The following is a 26474-nucleotide window of genomic DNA, read 5'->3' as shown; positions in this document are numbered from 1 at the left end:
TTGGCGCATTGCCTGCAGAATTAAAGAAGAAAATCGAAGAAACCGACACCGATAAAATTGACACAATGCTTGATGAAGTCTTGGATTATGATAGCCTGGAAGAAGTAAAAAAGTATATTCAGTAAGGATAAGGTGCCCGAAGAGCAGAAACCGCTGCTTATTAAACAATTAAGCTATAGTGCGGCCGAGATAACAGGAATTTCCTTAAGTGCTTTTACCGTAGTCATTCATCTAAAGGGATATTCGGTGGTAAGTAGTTTAAAAGTCATTGTCTTATTAAGAGGATACATCTAAGCAAGTCATCGGCCTTATCCAGCCAGTAGTTAACCAAAACCGTACGATTTGTCATACAGGCACTCCACCTCTCATTACATCTGAGTGAAGTGGTGTTAAAGTAAGGATCCCCTGATACCATGAGTCTGCATCCACGATTACTGGAGTAATCTGGGTATCATATAAAAGATTCGTCTCATAAATCTCACCGCAGATAGCATCATATTCCGCATCAGTCGATAGACGTTCGGTTACAATTAACAGATCAATATCTGAATCCGGCCCTGCCTGGCTACGGGCAACAGAACCAAACAGGATCAGTTCCCGGATAGGATAGCTATCCAACAGACGCTTCTTGGCTACGGTCAATGCCTGGTAAGATATTGGTACAACATTAAACACCTATGCCCATATAACCCAAAAGATGAAAGCAGCCAGCGCAGCAAAAATGGAAAGCATAATAGCTGGGGTTCTGCCACAATCTCTAGGACCAGATTCTAAAGGGCAAAGTGCTAAAGAACCTGTTTTAATTGAACCACCAGGGGAAATTCCTAGATTGAGGTTGGTGGCTAACAATGGCAAAGTCATTCGCGAGAGCAGGTCACAAGAAAGACAGATTATGAGATCGTGATACAATAACTTCTGTCAAAACTTCTGTCAAATACAAAAAAAAAGCACTTCCAAGTATCTTGAAAGTGCCGATTTTCCTAATGGTACGCCCGAGAGGAATCGAACCTCCGCACCCGGCTCCGGAGGCCGGTGCTCTATCCACTGAGCTACGGGCGCATAATTATTGCATAGCAATTATAGCAGAATATTATCGGCAGGTCAAAAACTACCTCCAGGGATTTGTCAGTTGCCTTGAAATAAGGATGTAGTTCCTGTCAATGCCGGTAGCCGGAAACTACTCCGGGGATTTCGCACTTCTTGCCGGTTCGCGTTCCAGCAGGGAAAGTAAAAAAGCCAGGATGCTAATTATCGCAGCTATTCTGTAAACAGCATGAGCCGCTCCGGCATAGGCGGCAATATAACTGCTTTTCTGCTGGTAAAGGCTGAGGAAGTAAGCAAAAGCACTGACCGAACCGGCAACACCCAGGGAGAAGGAAAAGTTTCTGACTGTAGCCATGAATCCGCCAGCATAGCCAGCTTTTTCACGCGGAATGGAGCCCAGTATGGAGCTGCTGTTGGGGGAACCAAAGGACCCCATACCAACTCCCATCAACAGCAGACTGCCGGCAATTATTAACAGACCACTCTCTTGCTCCAAAGTAGACAATAGCAGGTAGGCAGAGGTCATAAAGAGAAAAGATAGCGGGGTAATCCTTCTATTGCCGATGCGATCGGAAAGAGCCCCGGCGAGGGGAGCGGTTATGGCCATGGTTACCGGGGGTATGGTCATAATCAAACCGGAAAAGGCCGGGGGGTAATGCAAGAGGTTTTCCAGAAAAAACGGCATAAGGAAAAAAACTGAAGTCTGGGCACTGTAAGCGGCGAAGGCCATAAGGTTGCCATGAGTAAAGTTTTTTATTTTAAATAGCTCTAAATCCAATATGGCTTCTGATATTCTTTTTTCATAAAGGTAGAATAAAAGCATTATTAACAGCCCCAGGCTGAATAGTTTCCATTCAACACCATGGCTTCCGGAGAAGGAAAGAAGCAAGATGATAGTTGACAGGGCAAATAGCAGCAGTCCCCCCAGGTCGTGCTTCTTCTGGGCAAGGCTTTTTGCTTGTTGGGGCAAATATCTCATGCCCAGGTAAAAGGCGAGGATTCCGATGGGAACATTGATGAGAAATATCACCGGCCACTTAAAGTTGGCTATTAGAATTCCCCCTAAACTGGGGCCGGTCATATTCCCTACACCTACTATGCTGCCGGTAATGCCCAGGGCTTTACCCCGCTCTCCGGGGGGAAAGGTATTGGAGACTATCCCGATTCCAGTTGCCATCATCATACTGGCTCCTATGGCCTGTATAACCCGAGCGGCTACTAAATAAGCCAGGGAAGGGGAGAGGCTACATAATAGGGAACCTATGGTGAAAATAAGGAAACCGTAAGAGTATATTTTACTACTACCCAGCATATCTCCCAGCTTGCCAAAGAAAAGCAGGGAAGTGGTGATTACAAGCATATAAGCGGTTACCACCCATTGAATCTCCCGCATACTGACCGAAAGCTCCCGGGCAATAGTCGGATTGGCGATATTTAAAATACTACCATCGACCGTGGACATAAATATGCCGATGCAAATAATTATTAGCACACGCCATTTTTCTTCTAGCTTCATTGCTTTCCTTTCCGGGTAAACAGTCATAAATTTTATTTTGCCTTCGCCGCTGCAACCTTAATAGTGACATCCGCAGGATGGAACACCAGGAGTACCCCTTAATTGGAGTATACTGAACAATTGTGCTCATTATAACAGTTTCCCCGCCAGAAAATCACCAGTTAGCAGCTTTTAGAATAAGATGAATGTACTCCAATACTGCTGAACTTGCCATTTTTAACAAAGGGCGTAGCTTTGATTTTAGCATTCTGAAAAGAGGAGGAGTGGATGGCTATGACTTTTACCCAACTGGCATTAGCGGCTGTTTTGACAGAAAAACTTTGGGAAAGTTTGAAGCTGATATGGGAAAAGAAGAAGTTGAGCATTGATAGGGCGGGCGCTCTTGTCCTGGGGATTACCATAGCTTTGGGAACCGGAATAGATTTGTTTGCCACCGTTGGGTTGCCTATTAATGTTCCCTATCTTGGCTTGATTCTTACCGGTATAATAATTTCCCGGGGAGCCAATTTTATTCATGATTTATTTAAAATAACAGAAGAAGTAAAAATTAAAAGAAAAGCAGAAAATGGCAAAACTAGGTGCCTACCACCGCAATAATGGCGTCGGCGAGGCAGCGAACTGCTTTTTGAGCGGCATCCAGGGAATTACTTTCGGTTCCCACTTCAAAGATGAGCGAAGTAGGGTAGAGATCTTGATTATAATCCCCGCGCCCCATATAAATACCACGCATTAGACCTGGATGCAGATCATCTGCAGCGTCCTTTATGATCCGGGCAAAGTTAAGATTAGGGCTCATGTTGGGGTTGGAGCGTCCGATAACTATCATTACCCGGGCGGTATCAACACCGTTTACAGTAGTAGAATAAGAGCCCAGTGGCGCTGAATCTCGATGTATGTCAAAGGCTGCATCCGGTCTTTCCTGCAGTAATTGGGTAAGGGTGCGCCTGGATCGGTGATAGGCATTAATATCATGGGGGTCATGGGGGTTGTAGCTATGATGAACACTAATACCGGCCTTGGACAGGGAGTCTGCCAGAGCCGCTCCCACCTGAAAAATATCGCCGTCTCCTGGTTTATCCGGGCGGCTTGAATCAGGTACATAGGATTCATCAGTATGAGTATGATATATTACCACATGATGAGGATTCAAGAGGGCCTGAGCCTCTACAGTATGGGGATAGGAGATAGAGGCAGCACTCAGTTTTTGGCTGACAGGATTAAGCTCTGACTTTTCCATATCCTTTTTCCTGGCCACGGCATTGCTGCCGCTAATACTAATAATGACATAATGCAGGTTATTTTCGCTGATATATTCGTCCTGCTCGTAGACCGGTATCCCAGTTTCCAGGATAACTTTTCCTTCCGTATCGCGAATGGTAACATAGCTGGCCCTATGAGAATTAAGGTCATTGCTGGGTTGGGGTTTGCGTTGTGGAGAGTAGGTGGTGTTTATTACGTAGGCTCCTACCATCAGTGCCATAAGTACAGCAAAAAAAAGCCAGATATATCTTTTGGTGATAGTATCCATGTAAAAACCGCCTTTTCACAATCTTTGTTTGATTCTACTGCAAAAAGTTATTAATATTCATTGGCTTGTATAAATATACCGCTCGCAGTCTTCGCATGGGTAACCCTACGGCTTGTCTCACGGCTCAAGGGGTACCGCGCTAATCTCCCGTCCGTGGGAGGCAACCTTAATAGTGACACCCGCAGGGTGGAACACCAGGCGTACCCGCAGGGTGAAGCACTCTCGCGACGTCCTGTCGCTCGCCCCCTTTCGCCTGCTCGCCTTCGCCGGGTGTTGCATCCATGCTTCGCCAACGCTCGCTTTGTATATTTATGCAACCCTTATGCAACAAAAGGGGTTTTTGCAGTAGAGTCAATCTTTGTTAGTATTATGTGAAAAAAGCGTCTGGCCTATGTGAAGTTTCAAAAATTCTTTTTTGGCTTAATAAGGGTCCCAGCTAGCCAGGTATTTCTCTTGCTCGGAGCTTAGCTCGTCAATTCTTATACCTTCTGCCTCCAATCTTAAGCGGGCTACCCTTTGGTCTATTCTTTCGGGGACATTATATACCTTGTTTTCCAATCGAGATCTGTTTTCAATTACATATAGCAGAGACAAGGCTTGCAGGGAAAAACTCAAGTCCATTACTTCAGCCGGATGACCATCGCCAGCGGCCAGGTTAACCAGACGACCTTCAGCCAGTAGATAGAGTCTGCGATCATCTGCCAGGCGGAACTCTTCAATGTTATTTCTAACTATTCTTCGGCTTACGGCTAAAGCAGCCAAATCATTCTTATTGATTTCCACATCGAAATGTCCCGCATTGGCCATTATGGCTTTATCTTTCATTATTGCCATGTGTTCTTTTCGAATCACATTTATATTTCCGGTAACAGTAATGAAGATATCCCCCAGGGTAGCGGCGGTTGACATGGGCATTACTTCAAAGCCATCCATAATAGCTTCATTGGCTTTAATCGGGTCGATTTCGGTAATAATTATCCGGGCTCCCATACCCAGAGCTCGCATGGATACACCTTTGCCACACCAGCCGTAACCAGCTACCACGACATTTTTTCCGGCTACCACCAGGTTGGTGCTACGGTTGATTCCGTCCCAGACTGACTGGCCGGTACCATAACGATTGTCAAAAAGATATTTCATATTGGCATCGTTTACTGCCATCACCGGAAAAGGCAGGGCCTGATCTTTCTCCATGGATTTCAAGCGAATTATGCCGGTAGTGGTCTCCTCACAGCCACCTATGAGGTTTCGTGCCTGTTCGGGTCGTTGTTTAATCAAGGTTGTGACCATATCAGCCCCGTCATCAATTATAGCATCGGGTCGGGTATCCAGAGTCATTTCCAGGTAACGCTGGTATTCTTCCGGGTTCTCGCCATGAACTGCGAAAACGGTGATACCGGACTCTACCAGTGCGGCTACTACATCATCCTGGGTGGAAAGGGGGTTGCTGGCACAAGCTATAACCCGGGCTCCAGCTACCTGCAAAGTCTGCAGCAGATAGCCGGTCTTAGCCTCTAGATGTAGGCAACAAGCTATGGTTTTTCCGGCCAGGGGTTTTTTCTCGGCAAATTCCGCTCTCAATTTATTAAGAACAGGCATATTATTACTAACCCATTCTAATTTTTTAAAACCATCAGGGGCCAGGGAGCGGTCTTTAATAATGGAAAGTCTGCTGGCATTCATTTTGGACCTCCTATTATATTTGATTAAAATTCTCGCAATAGAGATTATTTCTAAAGGCTAAAGCAGGAGACATCCATATTATAAACAAAATGCCTGCTATAGGAAAGGACAAAAGATGAAGCGGCTACTTCCATTCTTCATACCAGTAGTAGTCATGCTTTTTGGCTCCATACTTTTGGGCATTTTTAATATTGAAATATTCAGTGTTGCCAAAATAGACATCAAACCAGTAAGGATGGTCTCCCCATAAACCATAATTGATGTCGCCCGTATCCATGACTACCAGCGAATGATACTTGTTTCCGTTAATTTCAAGGGGAGGTGAGGGATAAACAACTGTTCCAAAAGGAATTATAGGTACCCGGGGGTCATAACCAGGGTAACGAGGATGTACCGCAATACCACCAGTGAAGTAGTGCTGTCCGTTAGCCGGTCTCGGTGCATTGATTTCTTCGGTGTAAGCGGTGGTCGGCTGTTGTTTGGCGGTAAATTGTACATACCACTTTTCTGCTGGGGAATTATCTTTTTGATGAATTGGTGTTTTATTTTGTGGCTTTGGTGACGAACTCTTGTTTCCGTTAATATTAGCGTAACCGATAATTATGGTCATAATAATAAATATTAATATAGCAGTAATTATGAGCATTTTCTTATTATTATCAAGCATAATCTTGCCTCCCTCCATTTTAATTAATTTGTATCAGCCTGAGAAATAATATTTATGGAGGATGTAAGAATATTTGCTCAATTTACCCAGATTTTTAGCTGTTGTAGGGGATTTATTAATAAATCGGGGAGTAGACGATTGTCTCCACTGCAAAAACCCCTTTTGATGCAGAAGGGTTGCATAAATATACAAAGCGCTGGCGAATCCTGATTCGGAACGACACGGGGGTCGTTCCCTACACACCCTTCGGTCGCTTTTAATGTAGCTGAGCGGTATATTTATGCACGCTAATGCATATTTATAACTTTTTGCAGTGACATCACGATTGCATTTTATTTCATTGGAATTATATATAATGATAATGATAGGCCAAGTTTATGCTATAATGGCAAGAAATTACCTTGAAGGAGAATGATTTTAAATGCAAAACCAGGGTATTGATGAGAGGTTGTTTCGCTATATTGCAGATTCAATTGGTGATACCCCCTATTACAAACTGCTGGGCATCCAGGTCGGCAACATTGGCCCAGGTTTAGCGGAATTGTCGGTAACGGTTGACCTCAAGCATACCAACCCTTTGGGAGTTACGCATGGGGGCTTAATGATGTCTTTGGCGGATGCAGCCATGGGCAATGCTATCAGGAGCCTGGGTATCAAAGCCGTAACCGTAGATTGTTCCACGGGTTTTATTTCCTCAGCCCAGCAGGGGGAAACGGTAATAGCTCGTGGAGAAGTGTTAAGGGCGGGGAAAAACATGCTTTTTGCTCAGGCGGAAGTACGCGCCGGCAATCGACTTCTATCCAATAGCAAGGCCAGCTATTTTAAGACCGGTGAAATGGATTTGAATAACTAATAGCACTACAGTCAGGAGCTGAGATTTTTGAGCAATGAGCTTTTAAGGAGCAATAATTATGCATTGCTAACCTTTGCTGCTACTTCCCATGCCTTAAAGGCGGAAAAACTTTTAAAGTCCCGGCAGGCGGATTTTCTGGTAATTCCAACTTTGCGCGAGATTTCCACCAGTTGTGGGTTATCCATAAAAATTGCCCCGGTCAATTTGCTCGATTATTATAATTACCTGAGTGGCAACAAGATACATATTGAGGGAACATACCAGGTGGTAAAAGAGGGCAAAAAAAACCGGGTGGAGCAAATTCAGATTCACAAGCAAGAAGAAAGCTAAGGCCGTTTCAGCACCGCTGAAACGGTTTTTTCTGGAAGGATAGGATGCAAAACTATGCCGGTTTATCCACTTGACGAGATTAAAAATTATTTTGAGCCTGGGGGACCGATGGAGCAGTTGCTGCCAGATTTCAGGTTTCGCCAGGAGCAAGTCAATCTGGCAGTTGCTGTTAGTGCGGCTTTATCTGACCAGGAGTTTTTATTGGCCGAGGCTGGGACCGGTGTGGGAAAAACTATGGCTTATCTGCTTCCAGCTGTTCTATGGTCACTGCAGGAAAACGAGAAGGTGGTAATAGCTACCAGGACCAAAGCCTTGCAGCAGCAGTTAATCGAGCGAGACCTGCCCGATGTAAAGCGTGTGATAAATGCTGATTTTACTTATGCCGAAGCCAAGGGGCGGGAGAACTTTCTTTGCTGGAATAAGTATATTAATATTCTGGCTGGGAAGAAAAGCTTGCTGGAAGGGGAAATTGAATTTCTACAGGCAGTTTTGCCTTGGGCGGAGCAAAGCCCAACAGGAGACAAAAAAGAACTCCGGCTCAGCAGTGCCTTGATGAAGCACTGGGGTATATTGGCGGCTGATCGCAAGAGCTGTCGCCAAGAAAAATGCCTTTATCACGAAAAATGCTTCCGCTTGAAAATGATAAAAAGATTGGAGAAATCCCAAATAATAATAAGCAATCATGCGCTTCTACTCTCCGATGTACAGGTCGATAATCGTATATTACCAGAATACCACTACCTGGTGGTTGATGAAGCGCACAGCCTGGATAGGGAGGCTTTTGACAAACTATCTTTGCGTTTTTCTTTTCGAGATACGATGGAACTCTTGGAATACCTGCAAAAAGCCCAACTGCCCCATATTAAAGGCCTATATCCTGCTGGTTCCGAACTGACAAATGAATGTCTGACCCATATCAGCATAGCGGTAAAGCTATTGCAGGGGTATTTTTCTGCCTTGAATCGTCCTCTTTCCTCCAGAAATGACTATGGACCAACACTGGTGATTAAGACAGCTGATCTGGAAAAAGCCTGGTTTCTCGAAGCACTGGAAATTCACCAGGATTGGCAGGATAGCATTAACCTGCTCATAAAAGGCTTAAAGAAGCTCGAAGAAGAGATGAGGGGGGTAGAAGATAGCGAAGAGCTGTCCCGCACGATTCTTTCTCTAGAGGAGGAAGCCGACTATGCTTTTCAGATCACTGAGGAGCATTGCTATCAGAGCGATATGCTGGTTTGGCTTGATGGTGAAAAAGGAAAGGTAAGGACTATTTCATCATCCCCGGTTTGCATAGCCAGCGAACTGCAGAGTCGTCTCTACCCTAAACTGGAAAGCCTGGTAATGGTTTCTGCCACTCTCGCGGTGGAGGAGCGCTTCGACTATTTTCTTAATAAGTTTGGTTTGACCCAGCTGATGGAAGAAGAGCGCCTAAAAACCCTTCTGGAAAAATCACCTTTTGATTATGAAAAGCAAGCAGGCTATTTTTTAGTGGATGACATGCCCGCACATTATGAACCGGATTACCAGGAAAAACTGGCAGGAATACTGAGCCAAATAATTGATATGACTGGAGGCCGAACTCTGATTCTATTCACCTCCAGACATCAGCTCAAGGACATTGCTGGCATTATAAGACCTTATTGCGAACAAAACCAGGTTAAATTATTGGCACAGAACGAAGATGGGGGATTCGAGACTCTCAAAGAACAATACACCAACCATTCAAGAAGCGTTATTATGGGTCTGGATACCTTTTGGGAAGGTATTGACTTGAAAGGGGATCTCCTGAAGTGTCTGGTGATTGTCAAATTACCCTTTCGTTCACCTGATGAACCATTTTGCCAGGCCTGGGACAAGTATTATCAACAATTGAATCAGAGTGGCTTCAGCCGTTTTTTACTTCCTGATGCCGTTATTCGCTTAAAACAGGGAGCAGGCAGGCTAATACGCAGCGAGAGTGACCGGGGAGCTATAGTTGTACTGGATTCAAGGTTGGGAAAGAGCAGTTACAGTAAAATATTCTTAAATAGCCTGCCTTTTAAAAATCCCTGCGTGTTGAACAGAACGCAGCTCATACAGAAGTTGGGAAAATGGGTTTAGTTGTAAAGTAACATTTTTCTTCATTCTTCATAGAATATAGCGAAATCTATTCTTCAGGTAAGGGGTGATTTTAATGCGGGTTTATTACTTCCGAATTCCCATTTTTCTACGCAATCTATTAAAGAAGGTAATAAAATAAGAAAAGGGGTAGGTTTATTCTACTCCTTTACATTCTACCGGTTATTACCGGCTGCAGTTCCTGAACCAATTTTTGAGTATCATATTATGAAGGGATTATAGAAACGAGGTCCTGTCCTGGGAAAAAAAGCCTTCCCTTTGCATTTTTGGGGAAGGCTTTTTGATTGCTTAATTGCCATTAAGTCCTATACCCAGTATTCCACCCAAACCTCCAGCTAGTAAACAAAGCAAGAGGGTGTAAACAAAGGTTTTAAAAACTATCAGGGATGGGTTAAAAAGCAGGGTGGCAATGAGCATAATAATGAAGAAAACCATTCCCATGCTTAAGCCGCGGATAAGACCCTTACTGCCATAATGCTTGCTCACCTGGCAGGCAGCCAAAAAAACACTCAAAATGAGTATGCTTTTGCCCAGTGCGGGAAGCAATTCTTCACTCAAACTGCTGAAATAAATTACAATGGCGGATACAAGCCCAAGCGCGAGGGAAAAGAGAACAGCTCTTGTAATAGCCTTTAATTCAACCGACAGGATTCTATTCATAGTACAACACCTCCTTTGCTAGAAAAATATGTAAGAAGGAAAGAATTTATGACTAGAAAAACTTCCTTACCGCTTCTAAACACTCTGCAGCCTCTCATAAACATTAGCAAATACGGCTTGTTGGAGGGTGATAGTCATAGCTGTTTATTTAATGAGTATTTTGGCCGGGGGCTGCACTCTGGTCGGCTCCATGGCTTTGTTTGCCAAAAGAAAGTGGAGCAATCGCAGTCTGGGGCTTTTTCTTGGCCTGGCTGCAGGAGTTATGATTGCGGTTGTAATTCTGGATATGCTGCCATCTGCTTTGGTAGCTAACGCTCCGGAAGCTGGCCTGGGTTTCGTTATTGGCCTGGCGGCTCTGGTTCTTGTGCATTTAGTGTTTTTTTCCAGGCAGGCAGAGAATGAAGGCCTCTTAAGGCTGGGCTACTTAATAATGTTGGGTATTGCGCTGCATGATCTTCCTGAAGGAATGGCCATTGCTTTGGGAAACGAAATGAAGGTCAGAACTGGAATGGTAATAGCTTTAGCTATAGGGATACACAATATTCCAGAGGGTATGGCCATAGCCGCTCCTTTGCTTATGGGGGGAATGAAGCGAGTAAAAATATTTCTGTGCGTTTTTCTCATTTCTCTGATTACACCTTTGGGAACACTAGCAGCTCAGGTTATAGTACAAATTATTCCAGAGGTGCTGGCTTTGTTGTTAGGCTTTGCTTCGGGTGTAATGATTTTCCTCGTCTTTTTTTACCTCTGGCCGCAGGCCGGGAGCAAGGATAAAAAGAGCCGCGCCCAGGGTTTTCTCCTCGGCTTGCTGATTATTGCTGCTGCTACTTTTCTCTAAATAGAAGGGAGCAAGACAAGCCGTAGGTGTTGCCCATGCGTAGTGCCCTGTCGGGCACAACTGATGCTCCCTTCGGTCGCTATTAAGGACGCTGGAGCGGTATATTTTATGCAAACGAATGCATATTAATAACTTTTTGCAGTGACATCAAGATTATGTTATTGCAAAAAGTAATAACTGACTCTACTGCAAAAGGGTCTTTTGCAGTGAAGTCAAAGATACTCATATAACGGCTCCTTGCTCCATACAAGAATAAAAACAGCTATGCATAAGGATAATAAGGGGAAAAGCAAAGGAGTATAAAGAAATTGGCAAAGTGGTTTTATCTTTCGTTGGCGGCTCTTTCCGGAGCTGCCATGGCCCTGCAAGGAACTTTTAATGCTGCTCTGGGCAAAGTGGTAGGCATCTGGGAATCAACACTGGTAGTACACCTGGTAGGAACCTTGACCGTTCTGTTAATAATGTTGGGCTTAAGTACCGGTTTTAGCAATTTGGCCAAGCTAAACAGCGTTCCCTGGTATGCTTTCCTGGGTGGTTTTCTTAATGTTTTGATAATCTATACTCTAGTGCGAGCTATCCCCCAAATTGGGGTAGGTAATGCCACGACAGCCATAATAATAACCCAGGTATTAACTGCAGTGTGTATAGATAACCTGGGTGCTTTCGGTATGAAGAAATATGAATTTCATTACCTCGATCTTCTCGGCGTTGCTTTACTGGCGGCCGGAGCCAGGATACTACTTATGGAGTAAAATCCATATTAACCCCCCATGTCCGGAGGGCACAACCACCGATGAAAATGGAGGTATGACAGGAAACTCTTGATTGCAACATTAACAGTGACACCCGCAGGGTGGAGCATCAGGAGTGCCCGCAGGGTGAAGGGGGCTTTACGCTGATTTACGCAGATTGATCTCAGCGTTATCTGCGCCCGAAGAGCCAGCGTCTTTCAGCGTCTAAAATAATCTATTTTCGTATTAAGACAAAAGACCCCTTGGGAGATTGACCAATAGCACTACTACTCCAGCCAGTATTAGCAGAATACCTAGCAGGAGAGTCCAGAGAGGAAGCGGCAAAAGGCGAAGAGCCAGCTCCAGATAATAGCTGACCAGATCCTCCCTCTTTAAGCTTAGCAGACTGCTTTCAGCTCTCTTGTAAGAAATATAAGCCAACGCTACTAACAGTAAACCACTGAGTAGCAGCAACAACCCTGGATTCACCAAAACACCCCCCGCTTACAGGCTGTCTATTATTATTTTATCTCTTGGGAATTTCTAATTTGTATAAATAAGCTAAACCTATTATAGTCTATAATCCCTGCTTTTTTTAACTCCCATCCCCACCACCTTAATTGCGACCCGGTATTCAGATAAATACCCAGCTGGTATGTATTTATGACTTTTTGCAGTGACATCATGGACTTAATTAAAGAGGATTTATGTTAAAAGCGTGGAAGTTTCTCATAAAAGAAATTTCTACGTTTTTCTTCATTGCACGGTATTATAACTATCAGAGATTTCACAGATTAATCTATCAAATTGCTTTTTGCTAGTGCCCAAATACTACTTTTGCGGGGGAGCACCAGATATGAGATTTAGTAAAGAGGTGTGTAGATGGCCGTAAGATACATACTGGGGAGAGCAGGAAAAGGGAAAAGCCATTTAGTTTACCAGGAAATCGAGATGGCCTTGTGTAAAAACAAAGACCAGGCCTTGATTTTACTGGTTCCTGACCAATATACATTGCAAGCGGAACGGGATGTGATTAGTCAACTCAACTTGCCAGGTATTATGCGTCTGGAGGTTTTAAGCTTCACTCGCCTGGCTCAGAATGTCTTTAGCCGCGTGGGAGGCTTAACCCGGGTTTTTCTCAATGAACCGGGAAAAATTATGGTGCTTAGACGAATAATTGATGAAAGCAGTCCGGAGCTGGGGTTGTATAAAAAAGTAGTTCGTCAGGAGGGTTTTGTCCAGCAGTTCAGCCAGCTATTGGCTGACTTTAAACAACGCGATATCCGTCCCGAGAATTTGCAGTTGGATATTAGTTTAGATGAAACTATGGATCAAATTATTAAGAAAAAGCTAAAAGATATAGCCTTAATATATCAGCGCTTTAGTCAGTATATGGAAGGGCGCTATATTGATAGTGAGGACTATATGGATCTTCTAATAGAAAAATTGGAAGCCTACAGCTTACTTGAAAATGCAAGAGTGTGGATTGATGGTTTTACTACCTTTGCCCCCCAGACGCTCAGAATTATAGAAAAGATTATGCTAATGGCCCATGATACCACTATTTGCTTTACTCTTGATCCGGATAGAGATAAAGCCGACTTGGATTTATTCCGACTGCCAGGGCAGAGCTATGGGCAAATCCGCGAAATGGCTCGAAAGTATGGCTTGAAGGAAGAATTGATTTGCGTTGATCCTCAGCAGGCTGAGACCCTGAAAAGTCCGGAAATCAACCACATGGAAGCAGAGCTTTTTGCATACCCGGGAAAGATTTTCGATAAAAAGCTGCATAATCTGGAAATATTCGCAGCTTCCAGCATAGATAGTGAAGTGGAAGCCCTGGCAGCGGAACTGTTGCTTTTAGCGCGTAAGGGCTATCGTTGGAAAGAGATGGCTGTGGTCTGTCATGATATGGACCGCTATGGAAGCTTGATAAAAAGGACTTTTCGCGATTATGGCATACCCTGTTTCATGGACAGAAAACGGGATATCATGAGTCACCCGATTATTGAGTTGATTATGGCTGCACTGGAAATAATCAGCCGGGGTTACCGCTATGAAGATGTTTTTACCTATCTGAAAACCGGTTTTAGTGATTTGGATGAAGATGGAGTGGAATTATTAGAAAAATATGCTTTGGAGTTTGGTATCAAAGGAGAAAAATGGAGGGAAGAGTTCCAGCACGCTGAAGCAGAGGACCTTGTGGAATTGAATCAGAAACGTCTCCTATTTATTAAACCGCTGGAAGACCTTGCTATGAAGGTTAAGGGAAATAAAGCAATAAAGGAATTGTCTCAGGCAGTCTATGAGTTCTTGGAAAATACCAATACATACTATAAATTGGAAAAATGGACTGATGATTTAAGGGTAAGGGGTTTTCTTGAAGAAGCAAGTGAGAGCTCACAGCTATGGAATGCCACTATGGAAGTATTAAACCAAATGGTGGAGATAATGGGCGAGCAAAAAGCAAATCTTAAAGATTTCAAAAGGACACTGGAGGCCGGCTTTTTGTCTTTCGAAATTAAGATAATCCCCACTACTGTGGATCAAGTTCTGCTTGGTGATATACAACGTTCCAAGAGCCATGATATTAAATGTCTTTTTGTAATTGGTGTTAATGACGGAATACTGCCTTCTTTAGGGCGGGAAGAAGGAATTTTAAGTGAAGCAGAAAAGGAAGCACTGCAAGAAAAGGGATTGGATCTGGGCTATGAGCGAGAAATGAACTGGGAAGAGGAGCGCTTTTTGATTTACAGCGCTCTGGCTAAACCAGCAGAGAGAATCCGCTTGAGCTATGCTCTGGCTGATGAAGAGGGGAAAGCACTGCGTCCTTCGCTCTTGATCGATCAGGTCAGAAAACTCTTCCCCTCCGTATCCTTAAAGACTAATTTAATCGAGAATCAGCAATGGCAGTTGCAGATGATTGCTACACCGGAGAGTAGCTTTAAACATCTGGTGGAAAAGTTGCGTTTAGCTTTGGACGGTAAAGAACTAGAAGGGTTCTGGTGGGATGCTTACAGATGGTATTATGAGCAGGAAAGCTGGCAGGGAGCAAGAGAACTACTGATCCAGGGCCTCTTCCATAATAATCAACCTGAACCCATCCAACCTGAAGTATCCCGGTGTCTTTTTGGGTCACCCCTTCGTTCCAGTGTTTCCAGGTTGGAGCAATTTGTAAGCTGTCCCTTTGCCCATTTCGTTCGCTACGGTCTGCAGCCCCAGGAACGAAAGACTTATGAACTCAGGAGTCCTGATCTGGGGCTTTTATTTCATGACAGCCTTTTATCATTTAGCCATAAATTGCGCGAAGACAATAAGTCCTGGCTGGAACTGCAAAAAGAGGATTGCTGTTCTCTGATTGATACCGTAGTGGATGAAATAGCATTATCCTTTGGCAATGGGATATTTAGCAGTCATCCCCGCTACCGGCATTTGCTTAAGCGACTAAAGAGAATAAGCCGGCGCGCGGTATGGACCTTGACAGAACATTTACAGCAAGGTGAATTCAAGCCTTTGGATTATGAGATTAGCTTTGGCCGGGGAGGAGTACTTCCTGCTGTTGAAATAGACTTAGAAAACGGAGAAAAATTATTTTTGGAAGGAAGAATAGACCGCGTAGATTTGTTAGAATTAGATGAGAGTTGTTATGTTAGAATCCTAGACTACAAGTCAGGTCAACAGGATTTCCATCTATCGGAGGTATTTCATGGGCTGACCTTACAATTAATGCTATATTTAAAGGCGGTGCTGGCAGCCCAGGAGCAAGTGGGATCGAAGCAAGTCATCCCAGCCGGGGTTTTCTACTTTAAGATAGATGACCCTATGATTAACAGCGAAGAAAAAATTGTGGAGGTAGTGGAAAAGGAGATTGCGAAAAAACTAAAAATGAAAGGATTGGTTATAGCTGATGCGAAAATTGTCCGTCAGATGGATCGGGAAGTGAATGGTTACTCCACGATCTTACCGCTGGGATTAAACCAAAAGGATGAGTTTTACCGTTTCTCCTCGGTGCTTCCCAGTCAGGACTTTTTTGCTATGATGCGTCATGTAGAGCAGTTACTGAAAAAGATTGGACAGGAGATTATTAGTGGGCAATTAAGGATAGAACCGGTTTATACCCGGGGGAGGTTGGCTTGTGCCTATTGTCCCTATCCATCTATCTGCCAGTTTGACCGGCTTTTTTCGGACAACAACTGGAGATACTTGAAGCCTTTGACGCGGGAAGAAGTATTGACCCGGCTTAAGGAAGACAATTAAGAGTGGCAGATGGGCAAGGAAAACCACTTATGTTAGAATGTTTTATATTAGATGTGGAAATATCTTGCTATTAATCTTTCGATGGGGGAATGGAGATGAAATCAGCAAAACATGATAAAATAGTAAGTTTTAATGGTATTTCTAATAACAAATTTAAGGGGTTCAAGGTCTCTATTGATTTGTTTACTGATGAACTATATCTTAGAGCACCCGCAGCGAAACTTGATGGTATAAGCTATAAGTTTGAAAATTTGACTATGCTCCGGCTGGATCGGAGAGAAAAAGGGCATCAGGATATTCTGGATATCAATATTGCTTTTCCGGATGGCGAGCAAACGGAGACAGTTATTATCAGCCGGGAGGATGCTTACCGGGTATTGATAAGGTACAAATTTTTCAAGGATGGGGCCAATGAATTAAGGAAGAGGAAAACTGAATTCGAAGAGATGACTGAACTGAAAAATGTGGCTCTGATTGAATTTACCAGGAATAAAGATGTCCGAAACTATAATTATGGGACTTTGATTTTGGCTCAGAAAGAAATGAATTTCATTTCCTACAATGGTAAGAATTTTATTCTGCATCTGGATGAACTTGATAGTGGCTACTATTATCACACAGTAGTTTTACCCACGGATATTCTGGGTTATTCACGCTGGATTTCTGTGCACCGGGTATCGGACTTGAAGAGAGATTCCCTGGAAATTGTCACTTTCATGAGTAATGAGGTACAGGCGGGTCAGGTAGAAAAGCTTTTTGCGGAACATTACGCCCAATACCTGGAGAACAAGATGAAATTAGTACAGCAACTCTGGCAGGATTTTAACCAACGGATTGAAGAACAATACCAGGCTCTGAAAAGCGATCCGGAAGCGAAGAAGCTAGCCGGCAAATTTGTAGAAGAAAAAGGGGATGCAGTTTTGCTTAACCCCGATACCTATTGGGATTTGGATTATTTGATGGAGAAGAAAAGAAGTAACGCTTATGTAAATATATTGGCCCCGTATGAGGAAGATATCGAGCTGTCTCCCGAAGTTAAGACATTTTTTGAAGATTCCTTCCTTCCGTTTTATAAATTGCTGGTACAGAAGCCGGATATGAAAAATGAAGTAGCCTTGCTAGCTGTTTGGAAGCTGCTGAAGGCCAGTTCCTTGGAGTGCTATCGCGAAGTGTTTTGCCGCCAATTTCCTCATTTTTTGGAAGGGGATTGTACCTGGCAAGAATGCATAAATCATTTCTACACATTTTTTAAACCCGATATCCCTACAGAGAAGGATCTGGCCCTGTTAAGCTATTTTATGATGGCAAATTATTGGAAAAATGAAGATAACTTCACTTACTACTACCAGACCATTAAGGAAAGCCAGATTAATGCTTTCAAAGAAAGTTGATTGAAACTTGGGGCTTTGGGTCATAAATGCTGGGAGTAGCAATTAGAGATTGATTATAGATTATTTACGGAAGGAGTATAATAATTGAACATGGATAATTTTGAGGCTATGCATTTAAAATTAATCGAGAGCCTGAAACAGCCCCAGACTTTATCGTTGGGCCTGCAATTAGAGAATTGGGCTACCCGACAAGGAGAAAAAACCGCTTTGATATATGCTGACCGCTATATCAGCTACGAACAGTTTAACCAGATGGCCAATCGTTATGCCCATTTCTTTCAGCAAGAGGGATTTAAAAAGGGTGATGTGGTTTCATTACTGATGGATAACCGACCTGAATATTTGATGGCGGCCAGTGGTTTAAATAAATTGGGTGTGGTGGTAAACCTGGTAAATTCAGTTATACGCGGGGGACGCCTGGCCCATGCCATCAATATCAGTGAGTCACGAGCGCTTATCATTGGACATGAATTCATGGAACTCTATCAATCGGTGTCCAATATGATCCGGCTGAGAACTCCAGGGCGCATCCTGGTGGAAACTGGGGAGCAAAATATTGCACTGACACCTGCTGTCGAGGATTTGAATCAACTCCTATCCGACTGTCCTACCCATAATCCTGAAAGCACTGCAAGATCGAGCAGCGAAGATCTTCTAATCTACATGGAAACTGCCGGGAGCAGCGGACTGCGCAAAGCAGTGATACTGGCACAAAAAAGATGGCTGCTTATGGGACAGCAGTTTGCTCTGCTCACCAATATGAATCAGGACTCTATTATTTATTTAGTAATTCCGTTCTATTACAATATGGGATTTAATATATGCTTTTCCAGTATGCTGGCATCTGGAGCGAGTATGGTAATTAAACCGCGCTTCTCCTTGAGCAATTTCTGGCCCGATATTTGCCGTTATAAGGTTACGCACTTTATGGCGGTGGGGGAAATGTTGCGCTTCATTTGCAATCAGCCTGAAAAAGCAGGTGATTTGGATAACCCCTTGGAATATATTGTAGGTGTCAATACCCGTGGTGATCTCTTGGATCGACTGCACCAGCGTTTTGGGATTAAAAAGATTGTCGAGGCCTATGGTACTTCCGAAGGAGTAGGAACCTTCATCAATGAGGAAGAAATCCCCGGTATGTGCGGCAATCTTGACTTGAGGGGTATGCGGCAGGGAGAAGTGGTACAGTATGATTTTGATAGTGAAAGCATAATCCGGGACGATAAAGGACTGGCTGTAATCTGTAAGCCTGGTGAGATTGGGCTTGTCCTGTCGGAAATAAATGAAAACAACCCGTTTTTGGGTTATGTTAATGATAGTGAGATGAGAGAAGCCAAAATTATTCGCGATGTCTTGCGAAAAGGGGACGAATATTTTAACACTGGTGATTTGGTTAAGCTTCATGAAGGCAGTTATATTTCCTTTGCTGATCGTCTGGGTGATACTTACCGTTGGAAGAGTAAAACGGTTTCCGCTCATCAAGTGGGGGATGTTTTAAATAAGTTTTTTGGCGGGATAGAAGAAGCCTTTGTTTATGGGGTGAAGATTCCGGGAATGGAGGGAAATTGTGGTATGGCCGCCCTGCAGTTAATGGAAGATGTAGCTTTGGATTGGAAAAGCCTGGTGGATCATATCAATAGGAGAATGCCTGACCATGCCCGCCCTGTATTTATCCGGATTTGCGACTTCGTGGATGCAAATTTATTTAGGAAAAAAAGGCGGCAACTCCAGGAAGAAGGTTTCGACCCAGCTGTGGTCAAAGACCCTCTATATTATTTCGATCTGGAACGAAAGGCCTATCTTCCCTTAACCCTGCAAAAATATCAGGATATTATGAACGGCAAGATTCGTTTGTAAGCTACTGGGACAAACAGGCAACGGATATCTATCTATATCCTGCTTTAGACGAACCAACAGCTGTTGCCTATTAGCAGTGCTATGGGGAACAACTGATGCTCCCTGGGACTCATTGAAATAGTATGCTAAATTTTTGTAGACATGTTAAGATGAGTGCCGAGGAGCTATTATGCTTAATATTTATGACATTTTGCAGTGACATAATATTTGTAACAGGAGGGAAAAAATGAACTGGATGAATGAATCGGGTAGTTACAGCCGTTATAATGTTTTCCTAAAAATTCTTCAGAGCAATGAATATGTCTCTATATTTGACCCCAAGCTTAAAAGATATATGGATATCCTTATAGATTTGGAACAGCCTTTTACTACCTGGTCTACTCCCAACAATATCATACTAGTACATGAAACCTTGTGCTTGCGGCATTTCCCCAACAAGCATGAGAGATCGGCTAAAAGGCCGGTTTTAATTCTGCCGCCTCAAGCCGGGCACCATTCCAACCTGGCTGATTATTCCCCAGCCCAGAGTCTGGTTCGGGTATTTCATCGTTATGGCTACGATGTCTATGTTACCCAGTGGCTATCTGCTACTCCTGAGTACAAGGACTTGGGAATAGAGGATTATATAAGGTTGACCGATGAAGCGGTGGAAGAAGTTAGAAAAAGAACCGGGGTTTACAAGATTCACCTGGTGGGGCAATGTCAGGGGGGGTGGCAGGCCAGTATTTATACTTCTCTTTTTCCGGATAAGATTTCCACGTTGGTATCAGCGGCAGCTCCGATAGATGTTAATGCCACACCCTCACCAATAGTGGATTATGCCCAAAAGATGCCCATCGATGTTTTCCGCTTTATGGTTAAATCTGGCAGCGGAGTAATGCAGGGTAAATATATTTTACAGGGATTTAAGAGCATGCAGCCCGAAGAACATTATGTGCGCAAGTATTTCCGTCTCTGGCAGATGATCAAAGAAGGTAATGAAGAGGGAATTAAACGTTTTATCCACTTTGAAAACTGGTATCAATATACCCAAAACCTCCCTGGGCGTTTCTACCTGGAAATAGTGAAAAATATATTTAAAAAGAATAATCTTACCAAACCAGATAGTTTCCAGCTCAATGGCTGCCTGGTGAATTTAAGAAATATAAGCTGCCCGGTAATCATAATGGCCGGTAAAAGGGACCATATTACGCCTCCGGAGCAGGCCTTCGCTCTTAAGAACTATATCTCTACCCCGGCTGCAGATGTAATTGAGATATTAACTGAGGGAGGGCATATCGGGACTTTGATGGGTACCGAATCTTTGCGGGAAGACTGGACCGCAGTAAACGAAGTGCTTAAGCTGGCCATTTAGGGGTGAGAATATGGCCAATTGGACCAAAGAACAGGAAGAAGCTATCGATGCCAGGAACAGTAACCTCCTGGTGGCGGCAGCAGCCGGTTCGGGAAAAACTACGGTTCTGGTTGAGCGAATAATTCAACTTGTCATCAATGATCGAATTGATATCGACCGCATGCTCATAGTGACTTTTACCCAGGCAGCAGCCGGAGAGATGCGGGAAAGGATTAATGCTGCCCTTTTTAAGGAAATGGAGAAGGGAAGAGAAGACGAGCATCTCAGGAGGCAACTATATTTGCTTAATCGCTCATCAATCAGTACCCTTCACGCCTTCTGCACTGATGTAGTACGCCAGCATTTTCACCTGGTTAATGTTGACCCACATTTTAGAATAGCCGATAGCACTGAGGCTGAATTGATTAAGATGGAAGCCCTGGAAGAGCTGTTGGATCAGGAGTACGAAAAGGGAGATAATGCTTTTCTGGAGCTGGTGGAAGCGTTTGGCGGCAGTAAAGACGATAAGCCGCTTGAAGCCTTGATATTACGCTTATACAGCTTTATTCAGAGCCATCCCGAACCGCTAAGATGGTTGCGGGAGAAAATAGCCAACCTGGCTCTGGGTGAAGATAACTGGGCTGAAAATCCATGGGCCAGAGAGTTAAGTCAGCAAATAAAGATAGAATTATATGCCGCTCAGGATATACTGAAGCGCGCACTCTACCTTTGCGGAAAAGCCAGTGGACCTCAAGGATATGGGGAAGCCATTGAGAATGACCAACAATGGGTGGAACTTATGCTAGAGGCGTTGGATCAGGGACTGCCTGCCTTATATTCATGCCAGCAGCAGCATACTTTTAAGCGACTGGGGAGGGTTTCCCGAGATGCGGATGAAAACCTGAAGAGTCAAGTCAAAACTCTCCGGGAAGAAGGCAAAAAAATAATTACCGGTATACATAGTTTACTTGGGCGCGATCCCGCTGAATACCTTCAGGATCTAAACGAAGTCCACCCTATTATGAACTACCTGGGAGAGATACTGGAAGCATTTGGGGGAATTTACCGGGAAAAGAAAAGGGAGAAAGGCGTAGTTGATTTCAATGACCTGGAGCATCTGGCTTTGCAGATACTTAGCAACGAAACAGTAGCGCGAGAATACCGGGAGTATTACAGCTATATATTTGTTGATGAATATCAGGATAGCAATCTGGTACAGGAGACTATCCTTAATTATTTTAAAAGAGAGGATAATCTATTTATGGTGGGGGATGTCAAACAAAGCATCTATCGCTTTCGACTGGCCGATCCCTCATTGTTTTTGGAGAAACAGAATTCTTACCCGCTGCAGGAAGGCAGTGTCAACAGAAGGGTAGATCTTAACAAAAATTTTCGTAGTCATCCTGAAATACTAAACGCCATCAATTACATTTTCCGCCACCTAATGTCCAGGGAACTGGGGGAAATTGATTACGATGAAAAATCCTATCTTTACCCTGGGTTTAAGCAAGAAGAGCTAAAATGCGAAGTAATAGATCTCTCCCGCAAGGAGGAAAAGCAGGAAGAGGATTCATCTAAAAGAGTGGAGCTCTATATCCTGGAAAACAATCCGGAGCTTATTATGAAGTTGGAGGAGAATGAGACCGATGAGCTGCAAATCCCGGGTGAAGCAGAAAATGAGTTTATTGAGCGAATAATCGAAATGGATAATACAGAAATGGAAGCCCTGTTAATTGCACAAAAGATTAGGCATCTTCTGGAGGAAGATATTTATGACCCTCAACTGGATGCTATTAGAAAAACAGAATATCGGGATATTGTAATATTACTTCGAGCTACCCGGAATTCTGCCGGGATATATATGGAACAATTGAGTGCAGAAGGTATTCCGGTTTATGCCGATGCCAGTTCCGGGTATTTTGACACTCTGGAGTTGAACTTGTTTATAAACCTTTTACGCTTGATCGATAACAAAAGACAGGATATAGCTCTTCTGAGTGTGATGCGCTCTCCTATAGGTGGATTTAGTATTGGGGATTTTATAAAAATTAGAACCAGCTGCTTTCCCCGGGGGAAAAACCAATCCTTTTCTTTTTATGAAGCCATGGAAAGTTATATGGCAGAGCATAATGATGGTTTAAAGGATAGATTAAGCTTATTTTTACAACAGATAAGGGAGTGGCAATTAGAGTCCCGTATCATGGCACTGGACGAATTTATCTGGAAGCTCTTTATGGATACCGGTTATTATTACTATGCCGGGGCGATGCCCGGGGGGGTGCAACGCCAGGCCAACCTCAGGATTCTGCTACACCGAGCGCGAGAGTTTCAAAAAAGCTCTTTTAAAGGCCTGTTCAGCTTCATAAAGTATATAGAAAAGATCAAGTCAAGTGGGAGTGATATGGGGAATGCCTGCATTATTGGGGAGAACGACAATGTTGTTCGCCTTATGAGTATCCACAAGAGCAAGGGATTGGAGTTTCCGGTGGTTATTCTGGGCGGGTTAGGAAGAGCTTTTAATATTAGGGATAGCAACGAAAATGTTTTGTTGCACCGGGAGTTGGGAATAGGTCCCCGCTATGTCAATGCCCATCTTAGAACCTATCGCGATAGCATTGCCAGGCTGGCCATTAAGAATAGGATAAAGTTGGAAAATCTGGCTGAAGAAATGAGGATACTCTATGTGGCTTGTACCCGCCCCCAAGAAAAGTTAATAATGGTAGGGACTACCCGCAAGTTGGAGAGTGCATGGCGAAGATGGAGTCAGGAGGTAAACAGCTTTAACCAATCCCGCGCCAGGACTTTTCTGGATTGGCTTATCCCCATAATTATGCGTCACGAGGAAGAAGGGCAATATCTGCGTGAGTCTGCAGGAGGGGACTGGGACAGAGAAATCCTTTGGGCTGATGAATCCCGGTGGAGAGTAAAGCTGATTAATCCTCTGCAGTTAACAGCTGAGGAAGTAAGGAAAGAGGAAGTAAAGCATGAATGGGAGAGTTTATTAGAACAAGGGGGATATCCACACCCTACGGCAGAAAATGAAGAAATTAGAAATAGGTTGAACTGGAAATATCCTTATCGGGAGGCAGAAAAGATCCCTGCCAAACTATCAGTAAGCCAGATTAGCCAAATTAGTGCCGGCGTTTTGGAGGAAACAGCAGCAGCTACTTTTCTAACCCGGGCTCCTGTTTTTCTAAGCCGGAGAGAGGGACCGGAACAACGGTTTAGCGCGGCGGAGAAAGGCAGCATTGTTCATCTGGTAATGCAGAATCTTGATTATGGAAGAGTTGAGCTGCCGGTCAACCTTGAAGAGCAGCTTGGGGAGATGGTGGAAAGGGAACTCCTGACTCCGTCCCAGCTGACGCTGTTGGAAGTGAAGAAAATATGGCAGTTCTTCCAATCAAGTCTGGGGCAAAGGTTGTTGAAATCAAATCGCTTTTTTCGCGAAGCTCCTTTTAATCTGTTGGCTCCAGCCAACGATATTTTTACTTCTGCGGAAATCTGCCAGGAAAAACTCCTGATTCAAGGAATTATTGATCTTTATTTTTATGAAGGAGAAGATATTGTCCTCCTCGATTTTAAAACCGATATTGTTCACCATAAAAGTAAGGATGAAATGCTGGACCCTTATCGGCTTCAAATCGAGTTATACAAGAAAGCCCTGGAGAGAATCACCGGCAGCAGGGTTAAGGAGTCCTATATCTACTTTTTTGACCTGGATCGCGAAATTAGAATCTAGACCAGGTCGATCCATTCTGGCCAAGCTGCTGCTTATACTTTTTTGTAGCCCTTATGTTTTAGGATACCCGCCGGGCTTTATGGGGGTACATTATTCGATTTTTTTATAAGGAAGACAAAAAAAGCAGGTGTCGCCAAGGACACCTGCTTTTAAAATTGATAAAAGCTATATGATAAAAGCTATATTACTGGCCGATCTTGCAGGTCTTGGTCCAGATACGCATCATCTGGGCTTCCTTCACCAGTTCATCCCTGAAGTCGGGATGGGCAATGTTTATTAGAGCTTCCGCCCTTTCCCAGGTGCTTCTTGCTTTCAGGTTAACGGTGCCATACTCGGTGGTTACCAGGTAGACACAGGAACGGGGAACAGTGACTATAGTCCCAGGACTCAGGGTAGGTCTGATGCGGGAAACCCGACTGCCGTCCTTAAGGGTGGCGGTTGAGCTCAAGCAGATAAAGCCTTTGCCCCCATTTGATTTGTAAGAACCAAGAATGAAATCGAATTGTCCGCCAGTACCGGAAATGTGTCTCCAACCTGCGGATTCAGAGGCTACCTGGCCAAAGAGATCTACTTCCAGGGCGTTGTTTATTCCCACTACCTTATCGTTTTGCCCGATTACCCAAGGGTTATTGGTATATCCTACCGGGTAGCTGGCACAGGCAGTGTTGCGATCCATAAAGTTATAAAGCTTTTCGCTGCCCATGGCAAAGGTGTAGACCATTTTCCCCTTGTCAATGCTCTTGCGTTTGTTGTTTACTCTGCCGGCATCATACATGTCAACATAGGCGTCCACCAGCATCTCGGTGTGCACTCCCAGATCCTTCAAATCGGACTGGGCGATCATCGCTCCAACGGTATTGGGCATAGCCCCGATCCCCAGTTGTATGCAGGAACCGTCCTCCATCTCTTCCATAACCAGAGAGGCGATTTTGCGGTCTACATCGGTGACCGGCAGTTCGGGCAGGCTCAAAAGCTTGGGGTTGGTCTGGCTTTCGACTATATAGTCGATGTCAGAAATATGAACTGCTTCTCTAAGTCCACCATAGCATACTGGGATGGAGGTGTTTACTTCGGCAATTTTTATTTTAGCTTTATTAATAACATAAGAAGATATGGAATTAGAGGTACCCAGGTTAAAAAAGCCATGTTTGTCCATGGGAGCTACCGGAATAAAGGCCACATCAATATCGGCAAAATCTTCCACAAATTTGCCGGCTTCATGATAGGTCAGGGGAATGTAGTTACAGAGATCCTTCATAGCCAGCTGACGGGAACCACCGGAAAAGTGCCAGTCATTATAAATGAAATGATCTCTTTCCGGGTCACATTTTACTATTTCGGGCATAAAGGTTGCAGTTACTACTCTGACTTTTACATCTTTGAGCTCATCTTTGCGCCGGGCCAGGGCTGCGTCTAAATCCTTGGCCTGCATCATGAACTCACCGTATTCCACCCAATCGCCTGATTTTACGACCTTGACTGCTTCATCCGCAGTACGCAGTTTCTCTTTATACAGATCTGTATATGTCTTTCCCACTAAAAAAACCCCCTTAATTTTCTCTTTTTAAATTTCTCTTTTTAAGTATCCAAGCAACTTTAGATTATTCCACTATTCAACTTGGAAAAAGAATATAGTTGGTACCACCTCCTTTATAAGTACTTGCAAGATATTGAAGTAAAAGATCCTGAAGAGAGTTTGGATGTAGGAGAATTCTCGAATGCTTGTAAAACACTGTGTTTAGTAACATACTATTAATTATGCCATGCTATTAGCTAATTGAAAAGTCAATAAATTCAGAATTTATTTAAATACTGATGTCACTGCAAAAAGTAATAAATATGCATTAGTGTGCATAAATATACCGCTCAGCACCCATAATAGCGACCGAAGGGAGCATCAGAAGTGCGCGACAGGGTGCACCCATAATA

At 43.8% G+C, this 26474-nt stretch carries 19 protein-coding genes and 1 tRNA gene; 11 read left to right on the top strand and 9 right to left on the bottom strand.

Translation table 11 applies throughout. The annotated features are described in order from the left end of the window. Positions 1 to 345: 345 nt before the first annotated feature. The 3 genes from PHP87_RS01535 to PHP87_RS01525 form a co-directional block, all read right to left on the bottom strand. A complete protein-coding gene (locus tag PHP87_RS01535) occupies positions 346 to 675 on the bottom strand; it encodes a nucleotidyltransferase domain-containing protein (RefSeq protein ID WP_299917661.1) in 330 nt (109 codons plus the stop codon). Between the two features lie 309 nt (positions 676 to 984). Next, positions 985 to 1059, bottom strand: a tRNA-Arg gene (locus PHP87_RS01530). Between the two features lie 118 nt (positions 1060 to 1177). Further along, the gene (locus PHP87_RS01525) at positions 1178 to 2560 is read right to left on the bottom strand and encodes an MFS transporter (RefSeq protein WP_299917659.1); all 1383 of its coding nucleotides are present in this window, start codon (positions 2558 to 2560) and stop codon (positions 1178 to 1180) included. A 267-nt stretch (positions 2561 to 2827) separates the two neighbouring features. Here PHP87_RS01525 and PHP87_RS01520 point away from each other — a divergent pair, with 267 nt between their 5' ends. Then, complete coding sequence (locus PHP87_RS01520) at positions 2828 to 3157, top strand: hypothetical protein (RefSeq protein ID WP_299917657.1); 330 nt, start codon at positions 2828 to 2830, stop codon at positions 3155 to 3157. Here the strand turns inward: PHP87_RS01520 and spoIIP are convergent. The 3 genes from spoIIP to PHP87_RS01505 form a co-directional block, all read right to left on the bottom strand. After that, complete coding sequence (spoIIP, locus tag PHP87_RS01515) at positions 3135 to 4088, bottom strand: stage II sporulation protein P (protein WP_299917655.1); 954 nt, start codon at positions 4086 to 4088, stop codon at positions 3135 to 3137. The two genes, PHP87_RS01520 and spoIIP, sit on opposite strands and share 23 nt — an antisense overlap. A gap of 420 nt (positions 4089 to 4508) precedes the next feature. Beyond that, positions 4509 to 5771, bottom strand: a complete 1263-nt coding sequence (locus PHP87_RS01510; RefSeq protein WP_299917653.1) for an adenosylhomocysteinase — start codon at positions 5769 to 5771, stop codon at positions 4509 to 4511. Between the two features lie 124 nt (positions 5772 to 5895). Further along, the gene (locus PHP87_RS01505; RefSeq protein ID WP_299917652.1) at positions 5896 to 6438 is read right to left on the bottom strand and encodes a hypothetical protein; all 543 of its coding nucleotides are present in this window, start codon (positions 6436 to 6438) and stop codon (positions 5896 to 5898) included. Positions 6439 to 6859: 421 nt separating this feature from the next. On the opposite strand from PHP87_RS01505, the gene PHP87_RS01500 reads away from it, so the two are divergent. From PHP87_RS01500 to PHP87_RS01490, 3 genes are read left to right on the top strand one after another with little or no spacing between them, the layout of a single operon-like run. Further along, entirely contained in the window at positions 6860 to 7291 is a 432-nt protein-coding gene (locus PHP87_RS01500) for a PaaI family thioesterase (protein ID WP_299917649.1), read from the top strand. Between the two features lie 27 nt (positions 7292 to 7318). Continuing rightward, positions 7319 to 7621, top strand: coding sequence for a DUF3343 domain-containing protein (locus tag PHP87_RS01495; protein ID WP_299917647.1), 303 nt, complete (start codon positions 7319 to 7321; stop codon positions 7619 to 7621). Between the two features lie 54 nt (positions 7622 to 7675). Further along, positions 7676 to 9721, top strand: a complete 2046-nt coding sequence (locus PHP87_RS01490) for a helicase C-terminal domain-containing protein (RefSeq protein ID WP_299917646.1) — start codon at positions 7676 to 7678, stop codon at positions 9719 to 9721. 306 nt (positions 9722 to 10027) lie between these two features. Here PHP87_RS01490 and PHP87_RS01485 read toward each other — a convergent pair whose 3' ends face one another. Next, complete coding sequence (locus PHP87_RS01485) at positions 10028 to 10399, bottom strand: TIGR04086 family membrane protein (RefSeq protein WP_299917644.1); 372 nt, start codon at positions 10397 to 10399, stop codon at positions 10028 to 10030. 127 nt (positions 10400 to 10526) lie between these two features. On the opposite strand from PHP87_RS01485, the gene PHP87_RS01480 reads away from it, so the two are divergent. Both PHP87_RS01480 and PHP87_RS01475 read left to right on the top strand, forming a co-directional pair. Next, on the top strand, positions 10527 to 11237 hold the full coding sequence (locus PHP87_RS01480) for a ZIP family metal transporter (protein WP_299917643.1): 711 nt from the start codon (positions 10527 to 10529) through the stop codon (positions 11235 to 11237). Positions 11238 to 11545: 308 nt separating this feature from the next. Next, positions 11546 to 11989, top strand: coding sequence for a DMT family transporter (locus PHP87_RS01475; protein ID WP_299917641.1), 444 nt, complete (start codon positions 11546 to 11548; stop codon positions 11987 to 11989). Between the two features lie 225 nt (positions 11990 to 12214). On the opposite strand, the gene PHP87_RS01470 is transcribed toward PHP87_RS01475, so the two are convergent. Next, positions 12215 to 12457, bottom strand: a complete 243-nt coding sequence (locus PHP87_RS01470; protein ID WP_299917639.1) for a hypothetical protein — start codon at positions 12455 to 12457, stop codon at positions 12215 to 12217. Between the two features lie 393 nt (positions 12458 to 12850). On the opposite strand from PHP87_RS01470, the gene addB reads away from it, so the two are divergent. The 5 genes from addB to PHP87_RS01445 all read left to right on the top strand — a co-directional run bounded on the left by addB (position 12851) and on the right by PHP87_RS01445 (position 24545). Continuing rightward, positions 12851 to 16225 carry a helicase-exonuclease AddAB subunit AddB gene (gene addB / locus PHP87_RS01465; RefSeq protein WP_299917638.1) on the top strand — a complete coding sequence of 1125 codons (3375 nt, stop codon included), beginning with the start codon at positions 12851 to 12853 and terminating at the stop codon, positions 16223 to 16225. Between the two features lie 95 nt (positions 16226 to 16320). Continuing rightward, entirely contained in the window at positions 16321 to 17616 is a 1296-nt protein-coding gene (locus PHP87_RS01460; protein WP_299917637.1) for a hypothetical protein, read from the top strand. A 90-nt stretch (positions 17617 to 17706) separates the two neighbouring features. Continuing rightward, the gene (locus tag PHP87_RS01455) at positions 17707 to 19473 is read left to right on the top strand and encodes a long-chain-acyl-CoA synthetase (protein ID WP_299917664.1); all 1767 of its coding nucleotides are present in this window, start codon (positions 17707 to 17709) and stop codon (positions 19471 to 19473) included. Between the two features lie 226 nt (positions 19474 to 19699). Beyond that, complete coding sequence (locus PHP87_RS01450; RefSeq protein ID WP_299917635.1) at positions 19700 to 20827, top strand: alpha/beta fold hydrolase; 1128 nt, start codon at positions 19700 to 19702, stop codon at positions 20825 to 20827. Between the two features lie 10 nt (positions 20828 to 20837). Continuing rightward, positions 20838 to 24545, top strand: a complete 3708-nt coding sequence (locus tag PHP87_RS01445; RefSeq protein ID WP_299917632.1) for a UvrD-helicase domain-containing protein — start codon at positions 20838 to 20840, stop codon at positions 24543 to 24545. A gap of 184 nt (positions 24546 to 24729) precedes the next feature. On the opposite strand, the gene PHP87_RS01440 is transcribed toward PHP87_RS01445, so the two are convergent. After that, the gene (locus PHP87_RS01440) at positions 24730 to 26082 is read right to left on the bottom strand and encodes an acetyl-CoA hydrolase/transferase C-terminal domain-containing protein (RefSeq protein WP_299917629.1); all 1353 of its coding nucleotides are present in this window, start codon (positions 26080 to 26082) and stop codon (positions 24730 to 24732) included. Positions 26083 to 26474: the final 392 nt, after the last annotated feature.

Source organism: Syntrophomonas sp. (assembly GCF_028707975.1).
In the GTDB taxonomy this organism is placed as follows: Bacteria; Bacillota; Syntrophomonadia; order Syntrophomonadales; family Syntrophomonadaceae; genus Syntrophomonas.
Note: the sequence above shows the minus strand (reverse complement) of the source record. Positions and strands in the feature narration are given on the sequence as shown.